The following is a 15,267-nucleotide window of genomic DNA, read 5'->3' as shown; positions in this document are numbered from 1 at the left end:
TGCCATGGAAGCCATATGGACAAGCGCCGTAGCGGTCGGGGGCACACTCATGGGTGCCGTGATCACACACCTCTTCCAGCGCCTCGCGTCCGGACGCAGTGAGCTGTTCGCGCGGTCCGAAGCACTCCGGCAGGAGCGCATCGCCACGTACAGCTCGTTCGCGGCGGCGGTGGAGGACTACCGCCACGGCCAGGCGGGCCGCTGGTACCGCAAGCAGCAGGGACCTGACGGGGAAGCGTTCCTCACGGCACGCGACGAAGCGCACCGCCTCCGCACAGCGACCCGGCAAGTGCTCTATCGGGTCAAGTTGCTCACTGACGACCAAGGAGTGGTCCACGCCGCCGAGCATGCCTACCAGTGCACCCGGGACGTGTCGACTGCGCGGGACCAGGCCGAACGGGACACCCTGGACGCCCGTGCGAGAGAGGCGATCGAGGCATTCGTGGCCGGTGCTTCGCCGCTGGTCCGCTGAACCGCCGCCAGAGGCCCGGGACGTACTTCGGGCCTCTTCCTCCCGGCCCGATGGCCGTGGGTGGCACGGGCTGGGCGGGACCGCCGTCAGCCGTCGGTGCGGGACTGCCGGGCGACGCGCCCGGGCGAGCGCCTCCGCTCGCCTCTCGGCTCGCCCGGCATCGCCCGGCACACGTCCCGACCGAACAGGATCAGGCGTACACCCTCACCGAGTTCGTCGAGGTGAGGCTCGTCCACAGCCCTGTGCTGCAGTTGTTGACATTGAGGTTCCACGCCACGCTTCCCGTGCCGTTGTACCCCGTGAGGCCCTGCACTCCGGCCCCGCCCGTCTGGCAGTTCTTGACCGTGTAGTCGCCGATGAGGTTGGCGACGTTGTACGTGCCGTAGCGATAGAACCGGTACACCATGGGGTGGTGGGAACCGCCGTCGAAGATGTCGCCCTTGTAGATGCAGACGTAGCCCGACCCGCAGGCGGGAGTCCGGGCCGCAGAAGACACAGAAGCCGCGGACGCCGGTGCGGCGGAGGCGAGCAGCGCCGTGGGGACGGCCAGGACGAGACTGGCGACGAGCACGCCCAGGGAGCGCCCCTTCGAGGCCGACCGACGCGATCGGAGAACGGACTGGATGGTGTTCACGTGTACTCTCCCGGTTTCTTCCAGCGAGGAATCGGTACGTCCGACAGCAGTATGAGCCTTCGCGCCTGCTCCACCCAGGGCGCACTTCCGCGAGCGCACGCACCCGCAGCCGCGGCGTCGGGGCGCGGAGGTCATGATGGGGTCATGCGAACTCGGCCTGTGCTCGTCTTCGATGGTGACTGCGGCTTCTGCACCACCTCCGTGAGGTTCGTGGAACGACGTGTCCGGCCCCGTTGCGCGATCGTCGCGTGGCAGCGCGCGGACCTGCGGACGCTCGGACTCACCCAGGAGCGAGCCCAGCACGAGGTGCTGTGGGTGACGCCGACGGGAACCGTGTACGGCGGCGCCCGAGCCGTGGCGAAGGCGTTGCTGAGCGCGGGGCGGGGGTGGTCCCTGCTCGGGGCGCTGCTCATGCTGCCGCCACTGCGCTGGGTCGCCCACGGCGTCTACCGGTTGGTGGCGGACAACCGTCACCGCCTGCCGGGAGGGACGGCAGAGTGCGCCCTGCCCGGTCGTGGAACGCCGGACCCGTAGCGGAGGGACGGGCCGGCCGGACGCACGTCACGCATGCGGGGGTCCGCGGGGCGGCCTCCCGTACGGGAGCACTCCCGTCCCTGATCACCGTGCACACCGGCCAGGCGTGGGTACTGGAGGACGCTGTGAGTGTCTCTCAACGTCTGTGGGGGGGTGCGGGTCTTGCATGAGATGCGGGCCCTGGCCCGCCCGGCAGCCCGCCGGGGGGAGGGGGCGGCGAGCACATCCGCTGCGTCCCCGGTCTCTCGCTCGGACGACCGCCAGTCGGCCGGTCCCACGGGGGTCGCGGCCGGTTCCCGCCGACCCCACAACTTTGACCGAGGACCGCCTACCCGGGCGCCGGACGCGTCAGTAGGTTCGTGGCCGAGCAAGCACCGTGGCGCCGAGTGACCGTCGGCGTCATGTCACTTCGCACCACGGGCCGACTCGGGGCGTCCCACCAGGGGACCCGGGCCCGTGACCGGGAAGGAACCCGACCCGATGTTCATTCGCAAACGCCTCGCCGTCCTGACCGCCGCCGTGGCGGTGGGCTCCGGCCTGGCCTTCGCCCCACTGGCTTCGGCGGCTCCGCAGGCAGCAGCCAGCTGCCCGTACCCGTACGTCTGCTTCTACAAGGGGGCGACGAAGACGGGCCAGTTCAAGGACGTCACCAGCGGTTGGCAGAACCTCGGTGCCAGCAAGGGCGCCACTTCGATGGTGAACACCCGCCGCGACGACATCGTCCACACCCACTTCACCAACGGCCGGACCTGGTGCACCCCGCCCAACACGACCACCACGTTCAACTCCTGGGTGGTCGACAAGATCCGCATCAGCTCCGCCTCCAGCTGCTGATCCGCGGTGAAGGCGACGGCCCGCACTCGCGCGAAGGCGAGTGCGGGCCGTCCGTCCGGCCAGGCCGACCGGGTACGCGCGCCGCGCACCGGACGTGTTCGCCGGGCACACCGGCGGGCAGGCGTCGGGGATGTCGGAGCCCCGGGGCGACCCGCCGGTTCCGCCGTCAGATCAGGGCGTCCTTGTAGGCGATGTTCACCCGTCGGTCGCCGGACTCGCCCGAGGCGAAGCCGAAGGTCAGACGGGGACGGAAGGCTCCGGGGCGAGCCTCGTCGGGGACCAGCATGATGTTCATCCCCTCGGGCTCCCGGAACACGAGGCTCTTCAGTGCGCGGGTGAGTCCGCGTTGCGTGGCACCCGTGTTGAGATCGATCTTGGTGATGTGGGTGGTGCCCACGTCGGCCGTGTTCGTCGGACCGCCGCCCGCGTAGGGCTCGCCCTCGTACATGTACAGGTAGGAGCCGTAGAGGCAGAACCCCTGGGCGGCGTGGACGGGCCGGGGCAGGTCCGCGAAGTGGTGCAGCGGCGCGCCCAGCGGGGCGGCGACGGCCGTGTTCAGGTCCCAGACGGCGCACTGGAGCTGTCCGTTGCGGGTGAAGCGCACCAGCACGCGCTTGTGCTGCATGTCGACGACGGGTCGCGGTGAACCCAGCGTGGTGCCGGCGCCCGGGAGTTTGAGCGGGTCCGGCGTCCGGTCCTTGAAGTTCATCGCCGTGCGGTCGGCCGGGTCGTCCCAGTGGAAGCTGCGGGGCGGCTGGCTGGCTGCGGGGCCCATGTACTTGATCCGGCAGAGCTTGGTGCCGAAGCCCGTGTCGGAGGAGTTGGGCTTCGAGTCGTACTCGATCCAGATGTACGGAGCCGAGCCCGCGCCCGTCGTTTCGACACCGATCTGTGCGCCGTGCCCGAAACCGCGCAGGTACATCCGGCCCAGCTTGGTCGAACCGTCCGCGCTCAGCTTGGTGATCGCGATGTCGCCCTCGCTCTTGCGCTTCGCGTAGGACACCCCGTCGCCGGGGTTGTACATGACCTGGGCGACGTACCAGTGCTTGTTGATGTGGTCGTAGCCCGCGCACTGCATCACGGTCGGGCACCACGCCTGCTTGTGCATGAACAGGGCGGTCGCGCCGTCGCTGAAGTCGAACGACGGTGAGGTGGGCAGAGCCGCCGCTCCCGCGGCAGTCATGGCTCCCCCCGCGGTCTGCGCCGCCGCGGCGGCGGTGGCACCACCCAGAACCAGACCGGCGGCAGCGCCTCCGCCGATCCGTATGAGCCCTCGCCGACTGACCGGCCCCGTACCGAATGCGCTCATCATGTCCCCCTTCGCAAAAGGATGTTGTGGGCACAACCTACGGCACCCGGAACGGCACGCCCCCGCCTGCCCTGCCCGCCCGACGCGCCGCTGTTCTCCGCGCTCTCAGCACGAGCACCTGCGCATGGCGCTGCTGCACGCCGCCCCCTGGACCGAGTGCGCCGCGCGCAGCCGTCGTTGGTGCGCGGCGCACTCGGTGTGACCGTTCGCGCCGGGGCAGCCGTCTCGGCGGGCGTCCGTGCCGGAAGGTCAGGTGGTGGCCGCGTCCAGCAGCAGCCCGGCCGCGGCCTTCGCCTGCTGTGCCGCGTCCCGCGTACCCGTGAGGGCGGCGGTGACCATCGCGCCGTCGGCCAGCAGGGCGAGTTGGGTGGCGAGCGACTCCGTGGCGGCCGGGGGAACGTCGGTCTCCGCAAGGAGGCCGGCCAGCCGGGACCGGAGGCCGAGCTTGTGCTCCCGCGCGAGCGCCGCCACGCTCTCCGAGATGCCGCCCATCTCGCCGTAGGTGTTGATGAAGACACAGCCCCGGAAGGCAGGGTCGGCGAACCAGTCGGCCAGGAAGTCGAACACGGCCAGCACCCGTGCGCGCGGATCGCTGCGGGCCGCGACGTAGTTCTCGATGCCCGCGGTGACCGCTTCGTCCCGCCGCCGCAGCACGGCCTCCAGGAGTTCCACCTTCGACGGGTAGGCCTGGTAGAGGCGCTTGAGCGAGACACCGGACGCGGTGCGGATGGCGTCCATGCCGACGGCCTGCACACCACGTTCGTCGAACAGGGTCTCGGCGGCGTCCAGGACGCGGATCTCGGCCGGCTCCGTCTCCATTCCTCCGTCACCCCTTGCCTTGAGAACCATCGTTCTCCTATCTTAGCCGACAGCGGGAGAACGTTCGTTCTCCCTTGATTCCAGGGGTGAGTTGTGCCTGATTCCGACTCGATGCACGACCAGATTCACGACCAGATTCACGACCAGATTCACGGCGAGGTCCACGGCGAGGCGTCCGGCGTGCGGTACCGGACGGTCGACGTCGACGGGGTCGAGGTGTTCTACCGCGAGGCGGGCGACCCGACCCGGCCGGCGCTGGTACTGCTGCACGGCTTCCCGTCCAGCTCCCACATGTACCGGCAGCTCCTCGCCGAACTCGCCGACGAGTTCTGGCTGATCGCCCCCGACCACGTCGGATTCGGCCGCTCGGCGACCCCGTCGGTCGACGAGTTCCCGTACAGCTTCGAGAAGTTGACCGAGGTGACGGTCGGCCTCCTGGACCGTCTCGGGGTCGAGCGGTTCGCCCTCTACGTGCAGGACTACGGCGCGCCGATCGGCCTGCGGATCGCCGCCGCCCAGCCGGACCGGATCACCGCGCTGATCACCCAGAGCGGCAACGCGTACCAGGAGGGCTTCACCCCGTTCTGGGATGTGCTCTTCCGGCACGCCGCCGACCGCGCCGCGCACGAGGGCGACGTACGGAAGCTGCTGACCGTCGAGGCGACCCGCTGGCAGTACGAGCACGGCGTCCCGGCCGATCGCCTGGAGCGGATCGCGCCCGAGGCGTGGCTCCTCGACCAGGCGGGCCTGGACCGGCCCGGCAACAAGGAGATCCAGCTCCAGCTCTTCTGGGACTACCGGTTCAACCTGGAGCAGTACCCCCGCTTCCAGGAGTACTTCCGCACGCACCGCCCGCCGACCCTCGTCGCCTGGGGCGCGGGCGACGAGATCTTCGGCCCGGCGGGAGCCAAAGCGTTCGCCCGGGACCTGCCGGACGCGGAGATCCACCTGCTGGACGCGGGCCACTTCGCCCTGGAGACCCACGGGAGCGAAATAGCCTTCCTGGTAAGGGACTTCCTGCGGCGGAACCTGTGAGGCCGCGCCGCACAGATGGCATCGGTGCGGCCGCGTCGCACTGACGGGGCCGGTGAGGCTGCATCGCACGGACGGGGCCGGTGAGGCGTCGGCGGCTGCGGCGGCCGTGTGCGCGAAGTGCTCGGAGTCCTGGCCACGGGCGAGGGCGGCCCGGAACCGGCCCCGGCACCCGTCCTGACGTGGGGGTTCGCGGCCCGGGAAGCGGTGGCGCACGATTCGCCACAGGCCGGAACAGCACTGTGCGCGGGTGCGCCCCGGTGGTCGGGGCGCACCCGCGCAACTCTCAGCGGGTCGTGTCAGCGGCTCACGACGCCGCGATCTGCTGGAGCGCCGCGCCCTGGTAACGGGCCCCGGCGTTCCAGAGGATGAAGGACTTCATGTTGTTCGCGGCGGCTGCCTTGATCTGGTCGGCCACCTGGGCGGGCCCGTAGGTGCTGCCCATGGAGAAGTCCTGGAGCCACGGGACGACTTCGCTCTGGGTGTTCTTGGTCTGGCGGGCGAAGTCGGCGAGGGAGCGGTGGACGATCGCGTACGGCGACGTGTCGGGCGCGGCCACCCCGTACTCGCCCGGCCCCCAGTGGGACGGGTAGACCATCGGCGCGATGTAGTCGCTGACCTTGGCCAGGGCGGGGATGTCCTGGGCGATCTCGGTGGGCCGGGTGGCCGCTATGCCGAAGACGGAGACCCCGAGGTACTTGCCGTGCGGACGCATCGCGGTCTGGGTCTCGGCGACGAACGAGGTGATGGACTGTTCCGGGGTGGCGGACCCGATGCCCGGGAAACGCATTCCGGACAGCGGGCCGTCGGGGCGGCGCACGTAGTCGTACAGGACGTCGTCGAAGCCGAGCCGCGCCGCCTCGACGGCGAGGTCCTGGTTGTACTTGCGGACCGTGGGGTCGGCGAAGTTGGTGAAGGCGAGGGCGCCGTAGTTGCCGCCGCCGTAGGGCTGCCCGGCGGAGGTCAGCACGACCTGCTCGCGCTGCCCCGACTTCCAGGCCGCTGTCGCGAGCAGGGGGTCGCGGAAGGCGACGATGCGGCCGATGACCTGGGCTCCGGCCGCATGGATCTCGGCCACCGCCTTGCGGGCGTCGTAGTAGCCCTTGGCCGCGCCGATCTTCCGTGCCAGCGGCACCTGGGAGTTGTACCCGACCTCGCCGTCCTCGTCCTTGACGTCCAGCTGCACGGCGTTGAGCTTGCCGCTGCGCACCAGGTCGAGGATGCCCTTGCGGAGGGTGTCGTCGCCCCAGCCGATGGCGGTGATGTGCGCGGCACGGATCATCGGGCGGCGGCCCTGGGCGGACACGGTGCGCGTCGTGGTGTTGCCGGCCCGGTCCACGGCGGCCACCTGCACGGCGGGCGTGCCCTTGGCCACGGTGGCACGGAACGTCCCGGCGTCGTCGACGGGTACCTCCTTGCCGTCGACGGTCACCTTCGCGTCGGTGGCGGCCTTGCCGGTGAGCGTCACCTCTTTGTCGGTCTGCTTCACCTGGGGAACCGCGACGTCGAGCTCGGGTGCGGTGGTGTCCACGGTGAAGTCCACGACCTCGCGGGAGGAGCCGAACGGGAAGCTGCCGCCACCCTCCACGACCAGTGTGTGACGCCCCTCGGTGAGACGCGGAAGCGCGAGCTTGATCCGGTCGCCCTCGGTGCGGACGGGCACTGGCGCGCCGTCGAGGGTGGTGCGCAGGTCCTTGGCGCCGTCCCCCCTGGCGTCCAGGTAGGCGCTCACCTGGGTGGCGCGCTGTTTGTCCAGTACGTCTCCGTCGGCCAGGCCCCGCACCGCGGACCCGGGGGCGAGGAAGGTCCAGGCCCCGACGCCGGCCCCGGCCACGGCGAGCACTCCGGCCGTCGCCAGCAGGGTGCGTCTGCCCGTGCGGCGTCGGCGGCGGGGGGAGGGGTTCGGTATGTCGCACGTAGCCATCTGGTGTCCTTCGGGAGTGGCTGGGGTGTTCCTTTCAGTGATTGCCGCCCTGACGCGTCACTTCTCCTTCCCGGCGCGGATGTCACCCGGCCGGGTGTGTGCCTCCCCGCGTGGCGACTGCGCCATCCAGGGGGCAGTGCGGTACGGGCGATCCCCAGGCCGGTAGGGATGGGCGCGACACGTTCGTCTTGGAGGCACCCATGCGTCACCGGCTACGCCCGCTCTGCGCCCTGACCGGCGCCGCTCTGCTCGCCACCGGCTGCTCCTCGGGGGCGCCACCGGCCGCCGCGGAGCGTCCGGCCGCCGCGTCCCCCGCGGCGGCGAGCCCCGCCGCCGCGGGGAACCCGGCGGAACTCGGCGTGAACGAACTCGGTCAGGTGCCCGTCCTCATGTACCACCAGCTGACCGAGAAGCCCACCAGCGTCTACGACCGCACCCCGGCCGACTTCCGGGCCGAGCTCGAACGTCTCGCCCGCGAGAAGTACGTGCCGGTGACCGCCCGGGACTTCCAGGAGGGGCGCATCGACACACCGGCCGGAACGCACCCGGTGGTCCTGACCTTCGACGACTCGACCAACAGCCAGGTGCGGCTGGGTCCGGACGGGGCGCCCGCCCCCGACACGGCCGTGGCGATCCTGGCCGAGACGGCGCGGAAGTATCCCGGGTTCAAGCCCGTGGCGACGTTCTTCGTCAACGCGGACGCCTTCTCGGCCACCGGCCCCGACAAGGCGCTGACGTGGCTGAAGAAGCAGGGTCACGAGATCGGCAACCACACCGACCAGCACCAGAACCTCCGCTCCCTGGACGCGGCGGGCGCGGCCGGGGCCATCGCGGCGGGCCAGCGGGCGATCGAGAAGGCCGCCCCCGGAACCCCCGTCACCTCGCTGGCGCTGCCCTTCGGGGCGATGCCCGAGCCGGCCGGGGTGGCCGCACAGGGCAAGGGGTACCGGTACAGCGGGGTCTACCTGGTGGGCTCCAACCCCTCGCTCTCGCCGTACGCCGGGGAATTCGCCCCTACGGCGATTCCGCGTATCCGTTCGGCCGGGCCCAAGGACGAGGACGCCGAGCTGGGGTCCGCCCGCTGGCTGGACCGGCTCGCCGCGCAGAAGAGCTGGTACGTGTCCGACGGCGACCCGCGCACGGTCGCCTTCCCCCGTGCGGCCCGGGACAAGCTGGCTCCGGCGTTCGCCGGGCAGGCGCGCCCCTACTAGATCCCCCTGCCGGGGTCGGCGGGCAGTGGGCCGTCCTCGGCGGGGAGGTCCTCGTGCGGCGGAGGGGTGTGGTCGGCGAGCATCCTCGCGAGCACGGACCGGAGCCGGTCCTGCCGGCCGGTGGGAAGTGTGGCCAGGATGTCGGCGAGCGGCCCGGCGGGAAGCTGGGCCATGAGCCGGCAGATGTCGATCTCCATATGGCTGTCCTGGCCCGACCTCCACTCCGTCTCGTTGTGCAGCGGCAGCCCGGCGTCCGGCAGTCTGGCCACCCGGTCCGCGGCTGCGAACCGGACCTCCTGCGGAGCGGCGGTGGCTCCGTGGGCGCTCATCTCCGCCGCGACCGCCAGGACCCGGCTCTCGATGACGAGTTCGGCGGGAAGCATGCCGTAGAGAGCGCTGTTCTCCTCCTCGGAGAGGGCGCGTGCGAAGAGCTGAGCCCGTTCGTCCAGCATCAGCGCCTCCAGGTTCTCGGCGCTCAGTGCGGGGAAGGCGGTGCTGGGCTGTTCTGCCATGGGAGGTCCTTTCGGGGCGGAACCCGCTGCTGACTGCGCGGTGTGGGCGCCGTGGCGAAAATGTTCCCCCGGTGCGCCGTCCCACCGGGACGGCGGCGACCCGTCACTCCAATGCCGCACAACTGTCTGCGCGCCGCCGGTTCCCCACGAGCGCCGGACATGAGTACTGATCCCGATACCGCTCGACGCCGATGCCCTGCACCATGGAAGCGACGGTGGGACGCGTGTGCAAGGGGAAGCAGGTGGGGCGTGGAGCGCGGACGACCGCTCGGAGAACGTCCGTGAGGGTCGCTGTGCCGTGGCGAAGGAGGACCGATGGTGCGCTTCGACGACCGGCCGCCGTACCCGCTGGGGCCCGTAACCCACCGGACGGCCGCCCTTGCGTGCGTACTTCGCCCCCGTACGTGCGCGCCCGCCCTGCCTTCGCCCCCGTACGTGCGCGCCCGCCCTGCGCGCTCCGGAGGCGCCCGCACGGGCGAAAGGCGGCACGGTGCGCGCCGCTCCCGGTGGTGGCGTGCCCGGTGGGCGCCCGTGAACCGCTCCTCGCTCGCTCCGACGTCGCCGCCGACCTCACCGGTCGTCTCTTCGGCCCGCCGCGGTGATCGCACGGCGAGGGCACTGGTCCGGTCGCGGCCGGGGCGAGGAGCGGCGGCCGGGTGACGCTCCAGGAGTTGTACCTGATCCTCCTGGTGGGTGGCGTGGTGCTGCTCGCGAGCATCGCCGCCGCCCGTGCCGCGCACCGTCTCGGTCTGCCCAGTCTGCTGCTCTTCCTCGGCGTCGGCGTGCTGCTCGGCGAGGACGTGTTCGGTCTGCACTTCGACAACGCGGCCCTCGCCCAGTCCCTCGGCACAGCCGCTCTCGCCGTCATCCTCGTGGAAGGCGGTCTGACGACTCAATGGAGCGACGTCCGGCGACTGCTGCTGCCGGCCGGCGTCCTGGCCACCGCGGGTGTGACACTGTCGGTCCTGGTCACCGCGGCCGGTGCGCACTGGCTGCTGGGGATGGACTGGCACCTGGCCCTGCTGCTCGGTGCGATCGTCTCCTCCACCGACGCCGCCGCCGTCTTCGCCGTACTGCGTGCCCTGCCCCTCCCGCAGAAGGTCACCGGCCTCCTGGAGGCCGAGTCCGGATTCAACGACGCGCCGACGATCATCCTCGTCCTGGTGTTCAGCACCGCCGCCGCGGACCTTCCCGATCCGGTCCACATCGCCGGCAACGTCCTCTACCAGCTCGTCGTGGGCGCCCTGCTCGGGCTGGCCATCGGCCGGCTGGGAGCCGCGGCCCTGCGCCACATCGCCCTGCCCGCCACCGGGCTGTACCCGCTCGCTACCGTCGGGTTCGGCATCGTCGCCTTCGCGGCGGGCGGCGCCGCGGGCGCCAGCGGCATCATCGCCGCCTACCTGTCCGCCCTCGTCCTCGGAAACGCCAAGCTCCCCCACCGCGCGGCCACCCGCTCCTTCGCGGAAGGGGCCGGATGGCTGGCGCAGATCGGCCTGTTCGTCATGCTCGGGCTGCTGGTCACGCCCAACGAGCTCCCCGCCGCCGTTCTCCCCGCCGTGGTCGTCGGGCTCGTGCTGCTACTGGCCGCACGGCCCGTTTCCGTCCTGGTGTGCCTGCTGCCGTTCCGGCTCCCGTGGCGCGAACAGGCGTTCATGTCCTGGGCCGGGCTGCGCGGCGCGGTGCCGATCGTTCTGGCCACGTTCCCGATCGTCGCCGGGGTCCAGGACGCGGACCGGCTCCTGAACATCGTGTTCGTACTCGTCGTCCTGTTCACCCTCGTCCAAGGCCCCAGCCTCCCGGCCATGGCCCGACTGCTGCGCCTCACCCGGGCCGACGCGCTGCGGGACGTCCAGGTGGAGACCGCGCCGCTGGACCTGCTGGACGCGGACCTGCTCACCCTCACCGTTCCTGACAGGTCCCGACTGCACGGCGTCGCGGTCTTCGAACTGCGCCTCCCGCCCCCGACCGTGCTCACCCTGATCCTGCGGGACGGAACCACCCTCGTACCCCGTCCGGACAGCGTCCTGCGGGCCGGGGACGAACTCCTGCTGATCACGACGCCGGAGGTGCGCGACGCGGCCGAACGCCGACTGCGGGCCGTGGGACGGCGCGGCAAGCTCGCCCGCTGGTTCGGTGAAACCGGCGGCCCCCTGCCCCACCGCCCACCTGCCGAGTAGGGACTCCTGCGACCGCCGGATGATGGGCTCCTGCATCCACCGGATGACGGGCTCCTGCGACCGCCTGGTGAGGGGCTCCTGCGACGGGAGCGCTCTTCTGTTCCGGCGGCCGCGGCCGGAGCCCTCGTGCTCAAGCGCCTCGTCCGTCCCGTAAGCCTCCTCCGGCGAAACAATTGGCGCGATGTGTATATTGCGCGGCGACGGAGCGCAGCTCGCCGGGGCGGCTTCTGGTTCACTGACGTACAGGAGTTCCTGACCGTGTGCACCGGCCATGACGTCACGAGTGGCCGAGGCCCCGGTCGATGTCGGGGTGCGGCCGAATCCTGTGCCCTGCTGGAGCGCCGTCACTCATGTCGTGCCTCTTTCCGGCCCCGGGCGCATGTTTCCGGGGGAGCGTTGCAGGACACTTCCGGAGGGGGGCCGTGTCGCGTGCGATTCCATTGTGAGGTGGTTGGGTGTGCTTGAAGTCCCGCTCTGGCTGTGGGTGGCATTCGCCGTGACAGTGGTCGTGTCGCTGGCGGTGGACCTGCTGTCCCATCGCAAGGCGCACGTCATCGGTTTCAAGGAGGCGGCCGCCTGGAGCGGTGTGTGGGTGACCCTCGCCCTGATCTTCGGAGCGGTCGTCTTCCTCGTCCTGGGGACCGGCGCCGGTACGGAGTACACGACGGCGTGGCTGCTGGAGAAGAGCCTGTCGGTCGACAACCTGTTCGTCTTCGCGGTGATCTTCGCGTACTTCAAGGTGCCCCGCGCCTATCAGCACCGCGTGCTGTTCTTCGGCGTCATCGGCGCGCTCGTCTTCCGCGGCATCTTCCTCGCCCTCGGTGTGGCCGTGGTCAGCCGCTTCACCGCCGTGCTGTTCGTCTTCGCGGCGATCCTCTTCTACAGCACCTACAAGCTGCTGAAGGGCGAGGAGGACACCTTCGACCCGGGCCGCAGCTTCGCCGTCCGGCTGCTCCGCAAGGTCGTCCCGGTCCAGGACGAGTACGCCGGGGCGAAGTTCTTCGTCAAGGAGGCCGGCAAGCGGGTGGCGACCCCGCTGCTGGCGGTGGTCGCGGCGATCGAGGCGGCCGACCTGATCTTCGCCGTCGACAGCGTTCCGGCCGTCCTGGCGGTCAGCGACGACGCCTTCATCGTCTACACCAGCAACGCGTTCGCGATCCTCGGCCTGCGGGCCCTCTACTTCATGCTCGCCGGCCTGCTGGACCGCTTCCACTACCTCAGCAAGGGCTTGGCGATCATCCTCGCCTTCATCGGCGTCAAACTCATCTTCCAGGCCTCGCACAAGATGATCAGCCCCAGCATTCCGGAGATCCCGTCGCTGGTCAGCCTCGCGCTCATCGTCGTCGTGCTGACGGCTTCCGTGGTGCTCAGCCTCAAGAGGCCCGCTCCGACGAAGCCCGAGGGACCGACGGACGGTCAGCAGGACGGTGCGGTGGGCGCGGTGGCGGAGCCGACGGACCCGCAGCCGCCCGCCGCCGCGGACGAGTCCGAGCACACCGCAGGACGGTCCGCCTCCGCGACCAGCGGACACACCGGCCCCCCGCCTGCGGCAGACGCCCCCGAGCCGCCTGCCGGTTCGTCCGGCCGGGACGCCTGACCGGGACGCCTGACCGGGCCGCTCCCCGCTCCACGAACTGCTGGCCCGCCCCGTACGTCCCACCCGCCACGAATAGGGGTCGCCCACTTCCCGGCCGAAAGGAACGGGCCTATCGTAAAGATATGGTCAAACCGAAGCGAGAACCCGAAGCGTACTCGTGTCCGACCTGCAAGGGACCGGTGCCGGTCGTGGCCCGCCGCCACAAGACCCTCGGAGTGTTCGTTCCCGTCTGGGGTCCGGGCCCGTGTCCGCACCGCGAATGCCCCGACTTCCGACTGGACCCCAAGCGCAAACGCCCCTCGACCCAGTAGCCACCACGACCGGGCGCCCCGCGTCCGCGCCCCGGCAGGACGGATACGGGAAGCCACAGTCCTCGTGGCGGCCATCAACGAGTAAGGGTGAACCGCACAGAAGACAATGCACTCCCCGGGGACCGCCGAACGTCCACTGTCCCGGACAGACCCCGGGGGGTGGGGATCCGCGCCGCTAGTCGGGCTGTTCGGCCACCGCTCGACGGAGTGTCCGGCGTATCAGTTCGTCCACGCCGTGCCGTGGTACGAGTCCGTCGGCGGCGGCTCGCAGGCCCGTGTAGACGGTGCTCCAGATCATCAGCTGCACCCACTTCGCGGGAACTGCCGAGTCGATTCCACCCTCACGCCGGCCTCGTTCGATCTCGGCGAGGAGCAGTTCGTCCACCTCCCGTGCGATACCGGCATCGGCCTCGGAAGGCGTGCCTTCGACGGTGGTGAACAGGAAGCTCATTCGATCGCCGGCGTGCACCATCGCGGTGACGATCCGTTGGATCACCTCGAACGCCGAGTCCGTGGCGGGGCCGGCATGCTCGATCGCCGCTCGTAGCGTCCTCCACGAGTCGGTGATCAGCGCTTCGTGAAGGACCTGCCGGTCGGAGAAGTACCGGTGAATGGTCGCTCGCCCCACGCCCGCGACGGCGGCGATCTCGCCGAGCCCGACGGTGGGATCGCGGGACCACTGCGCTGCTGCGGCGTCGAGGATCGCCTGCCGGGTCCGTGCGCGCTGAGGAGAGAGATCCATTGCCTCATGATAGATCGACGCCTTATAGTGAGAAACTGTGTCTCATTCAGAGAAAATCTCTCCCATTGTTGTCACAGGAGCGACCGGAGCCATCGGCCGCCTGGTCGTCGCAGGACTGCTCGCCGCCGGTCGCACCGTGCGCGGAGTATCGCGGCGCCCTCGACGTGCCTTACTCCCGGACGGCGCGGACGTGGTCTTCGGCGACCTGGACGACCCGCCTACGCTGACGCGCGCATTCGACGCTGCCGCGCAACTCGTCCTGTTCGCGGTCCCCGAGACCGCCGAGGCGGTCGTCTCCCGCGCGAGGCGAGGAGGCATCGCGCACGTGGTCGTCATCTCCTCCGCCGCCGTGACGGCCGGCTACGACACCACGTACCACACGGTCGTCGAGGAGGCCGTCATGGACTCGGGACTGGATTGGAGCATCGTGCGTCCTGGTGAGTTCGCGACGAACTCGCTCCTCGTCTGGGGGCCGGCGATCCGAGCGCATCGCCGAGTCGTGGAGCCCTTTCCTGACCAGATCGGTCATCCCGTGCATGAGGCCGACGTTGCCGACGTCGTCCTGGCCAACCTGCTCGACCCAGGTCGTCGCGGGCGGATCGACACGATGATCGGACCGGACAGTCTCACCAAGCGCGAGCAGGTGGCGGTGATCGCGGAGGCGATCGGAGAGCGGATCACGCTCGATGAGGTCTCCGCCGAGCAGGCCCGCCGCTTCTACCGAGCCCAAGGGGGCTTCGCGGCCGAGAACGCCGACTTCCTGTTCGGCTTCGAAAGCTACGACGGTGTCGAAGGCACCACGGACGAACCCCACGACACGAGCGCGCCGGACAACGATGCCTTCCTCGCGCTCGACCGGATAACGGGAACTCCCGCTCGTACTTTCCGCCAGTGGGCGCGCGATCACGCCTCCGACTTCAGCTGAGCGGCTTCAGCCGAGCGGCGGCGTCACGCCCGGCGACCCACTGCGCCGCCGGGTCGGCACACGGCAGAGGCGCCCGGCACGAGCGCCTCTGCCGGTCCGGCGAACGCATGGCCAGGCCGACCACCGGCACCGCCCTCTGTGTCGAGCCGGCAGGCATCACGCCCCCGTCGGCGGGCCCACCGCCAACCGGGCCTGTAGGGGGCCGATCACCTACGAGAACCGCGTCCGGGTCAG

The 15,267-nt window shown here is 70.7% G+C and carries 14 protein-coding genes; 8 read left to right on the top strand and 6 right to left on the bottom strand.

Annotated elements, in window-relative coordinates; all coding sequences use genetic code 11:
- Positions 1 to 4 precede the first annotated feature (4 nt).
- Entirely contained in the window at positions 5 to 472 is a 468-nt protein-coding gene (locus ACQPZG_RS03385; protein WP_433544241.1) for a hypothetical protein, read from the top strand.
- 190 nt (positions 473 to 662) lie between these two features.
- On the opposite strand, the gene ACQPZG_RS03380 is transcribed toward ACQPZG_RS03385, so the two are convergent.
- Complete coding sequence (locus tag ACQPZG_RS03380) at positions 663 to 1,106, bottom strand: hypothetical protein (RefSeq protein ID WP_433544240.1); 444 nt, start codon at positions 1,104 to 1,106, stop codon at positions 663 to 665.
- A gap of 144 nt (positions 1,107 to 1,250) precedes the next feature.
- Between ACQPZG_RS03380 and ACQPZG_RS03375 the strand changes: the two genes are divergently transcribed.
- On the top strand, positions 1,251 to 1,640 hold the full coding sequence (locus tag ACQPZG_RS03375) for a thiol-disulfide oxidoreductase DCC family protein (RefSeq protein WP_433544239.1): 390 nt from the start codon (positions 1,251 to 1,253) through the stop codon (positions 1,638 to 1,640).
- A gap of 480 nt (positions 1,641 to 2,120) precedes the next feature.
- Positions 2,121 to 2,474 (top strand): hypothetical protein, encoded by a 354-nt coding sequence (locus ACQPZG_RS03370; RefSeq protein ID WP_433544238.1) that lies wholly within the window; start codon positions 2,121 to 2,123, stop codon positions 2,472 to 2,474.
- Between the two features lie 166 nt (positions 2,475 to 2,640).
- Here the strand turns inward: ACQPZG_RS03370 and ACQPZG_RS03365 are convergent, their stop codons facing one another.
- Positions 2,641 to 3,657, bottom strand: a complete 1,017-nt coding sequence (locus ACQPZG_RS03365; protein WP_433544237.1) for a hypothetical protein — start codon at positions 3,655 to 3,657, stop codon at positions 2,641 to 2,643.
- A gap of 375 nt (positions 3,658 to 4,032) precedes the next feature.
- Positions 4,033 to 4,602, bottom strand: a complete 570-nt coding sequence (locus ACQPZG_RS03360) for a TetR/AcrR family transcriptional regulator (protein ID WP_433544236.1) — start codon at positions 4,600 to 4,602, stop codon at positions 4,033 to 4,035.
- Positions 4,603 to 4,713: 111 nt separating this feature from the next.
- On the opposite strand from ACQPZG_RS03360, the gene ACQPZG_RS03355 reads away from it, so the two are divergent.
- A complete protein-coding gene (locus ACQPZG_RS03355) occupies positions 4,714 to 5,637 on the top strand; it encodes an alpha/beta fold hydrolase (RefSeq protein WP_433544627.1) in 924 nt (307 codons plus the stop codon).
- Between the two features lie 304 nt (positions 5,638 to 5,941).
- On the opposite strand, the gene ACQPZG_RS03350 is transcribed toward ACQPZG_RS03355, so the two are convergent.
- The gene (locus ACQPZG_RS03350) at positions 5,942 to 7,558 is read right to left on the bottom strand and encodes a putative glycoside hydrolase (protein WP_433544235.1); all 1,617 of its coding nucleotides are present in this window, start codon (positions 7,556 to 7,558) and stop codon (positions 5,942 to 5,944) included.
- Positions 7,559 to 7,758: 200 nt separating this feature from the next.
- Between ACQPZG_RS03350 and ACQPZG_RS03345 the strand changes: the two genes are divergently transcribed.
- On the top strand, positions 7,759 to 8,769 hold the full coding sequence (locus ACQPZG_RS03345) for a polysaccharide deacetylase family protein (RefSeq protein ID WP_433544234.1): 1,011 nt from the start codon (positions 7,759 to 7,761) through the stop codon (positions 8,767 to 8,769).
- Here the strand turns inward: ACQPZG_RS03345 and ACQPZG_RS03340 are convergent.
- Positions 8,766 to 9,281 (bottom strand): hypothetical protein, encoded by a 516-nt coding sequence (locus ACQPZG_RS03340; protein WP_433544233.1) that lies wholly within the window; start codon positions 9,279 to 9,281, stop codon positions 8,766 to 8,768. The genes ACQPZG_RS03345 and ACQPZG_RS03340 overlap by 4 nt on opposite strands.
- A 656-nt stretch (positions 9,282 to 9,937) precedes the next feature.
- Here ACQPZG_RS03340 and ACQPZG_RS03335 point away from each other — a divergent pair.
- Both ACQPZG_RS03335 and ACQPZG_RS03330 read left to right on the top strand, forming a co-directional pair.
- Positions 9,938 to 11,458 (top strand): potassium/proton antiporter, encoded by a 1,521-nt coding sequence (locus tag ACQPZG_RS03335; protein ID WP_433544232.1) that lies wholly within the window; start codon positions 9,938 to 9,940, stop codon positions 11,456 to 11,458.
- A gap of 457 nt (positions 11,459 to 11,915) precedes the next feature.
- The gene (locus tag ACQPZG_RS03330) at positions 11,916 to 13,055 is read left to right on the top strand and encodes a TerC family protein (protein WP_433544231.1); all 1,140 of its coding nucleotides are present in this window, start codon (positions 11,916 to 11,918) and stop codon (positions 13,053 to 13,055) included.
- A 486-nt stretch (positions 13,056 to 13,541) separates the two neighbouring features.
- On the opposite strand, the gene ACQPZG_RS03325 is transcribed toward ACQPZG_RS03330, so the two are convergent.
- On the bottom strand, positions 13,542 to 14,108 hold the full coding sequence (locus ACQPZG_RS03325; RefSeq protein WP_433544230.1) for a TetR/AcrR family transcriptional regulator: 567 nt from the start codon (positions 14,106 to 14,108) through the stop codon (positions 13,542 to 13,544).
- Positions 14,109 to 14,145: 37 nt separating this feature from the next.
- On the opposite strand from ACQPZG_RS03325, the gene ACQPZG_RS03320 reads away from it, so the two are divergent.
- On the top strand, positions 14,146 to 15,033 hold the full coding sequence (locus tag ACQPZG_RS03320) for an SDR family oxidoreductase (RefSeq protein WP_433544229.1): 888 nt from the start codon (positions 14,146 to 14,148) through the stop codon (positions 15,031 to 15,033).
- Positions 15,034 to 15,267: the final 234 nt, after the last annotated feature.

This window comes from Streptomyces sp. CA-294286 (assembly GCF_050947155.1).
Lineage (GTDB): Bacteria > Actinomycetota > Actinomycetes > Streptomycetales > Streptomycetaceae > Streptomyces.
Note: the sequence above shows the minus strand (reverse complement) of the source record. Positions and strands in the feature narration are given on the sequence as shown.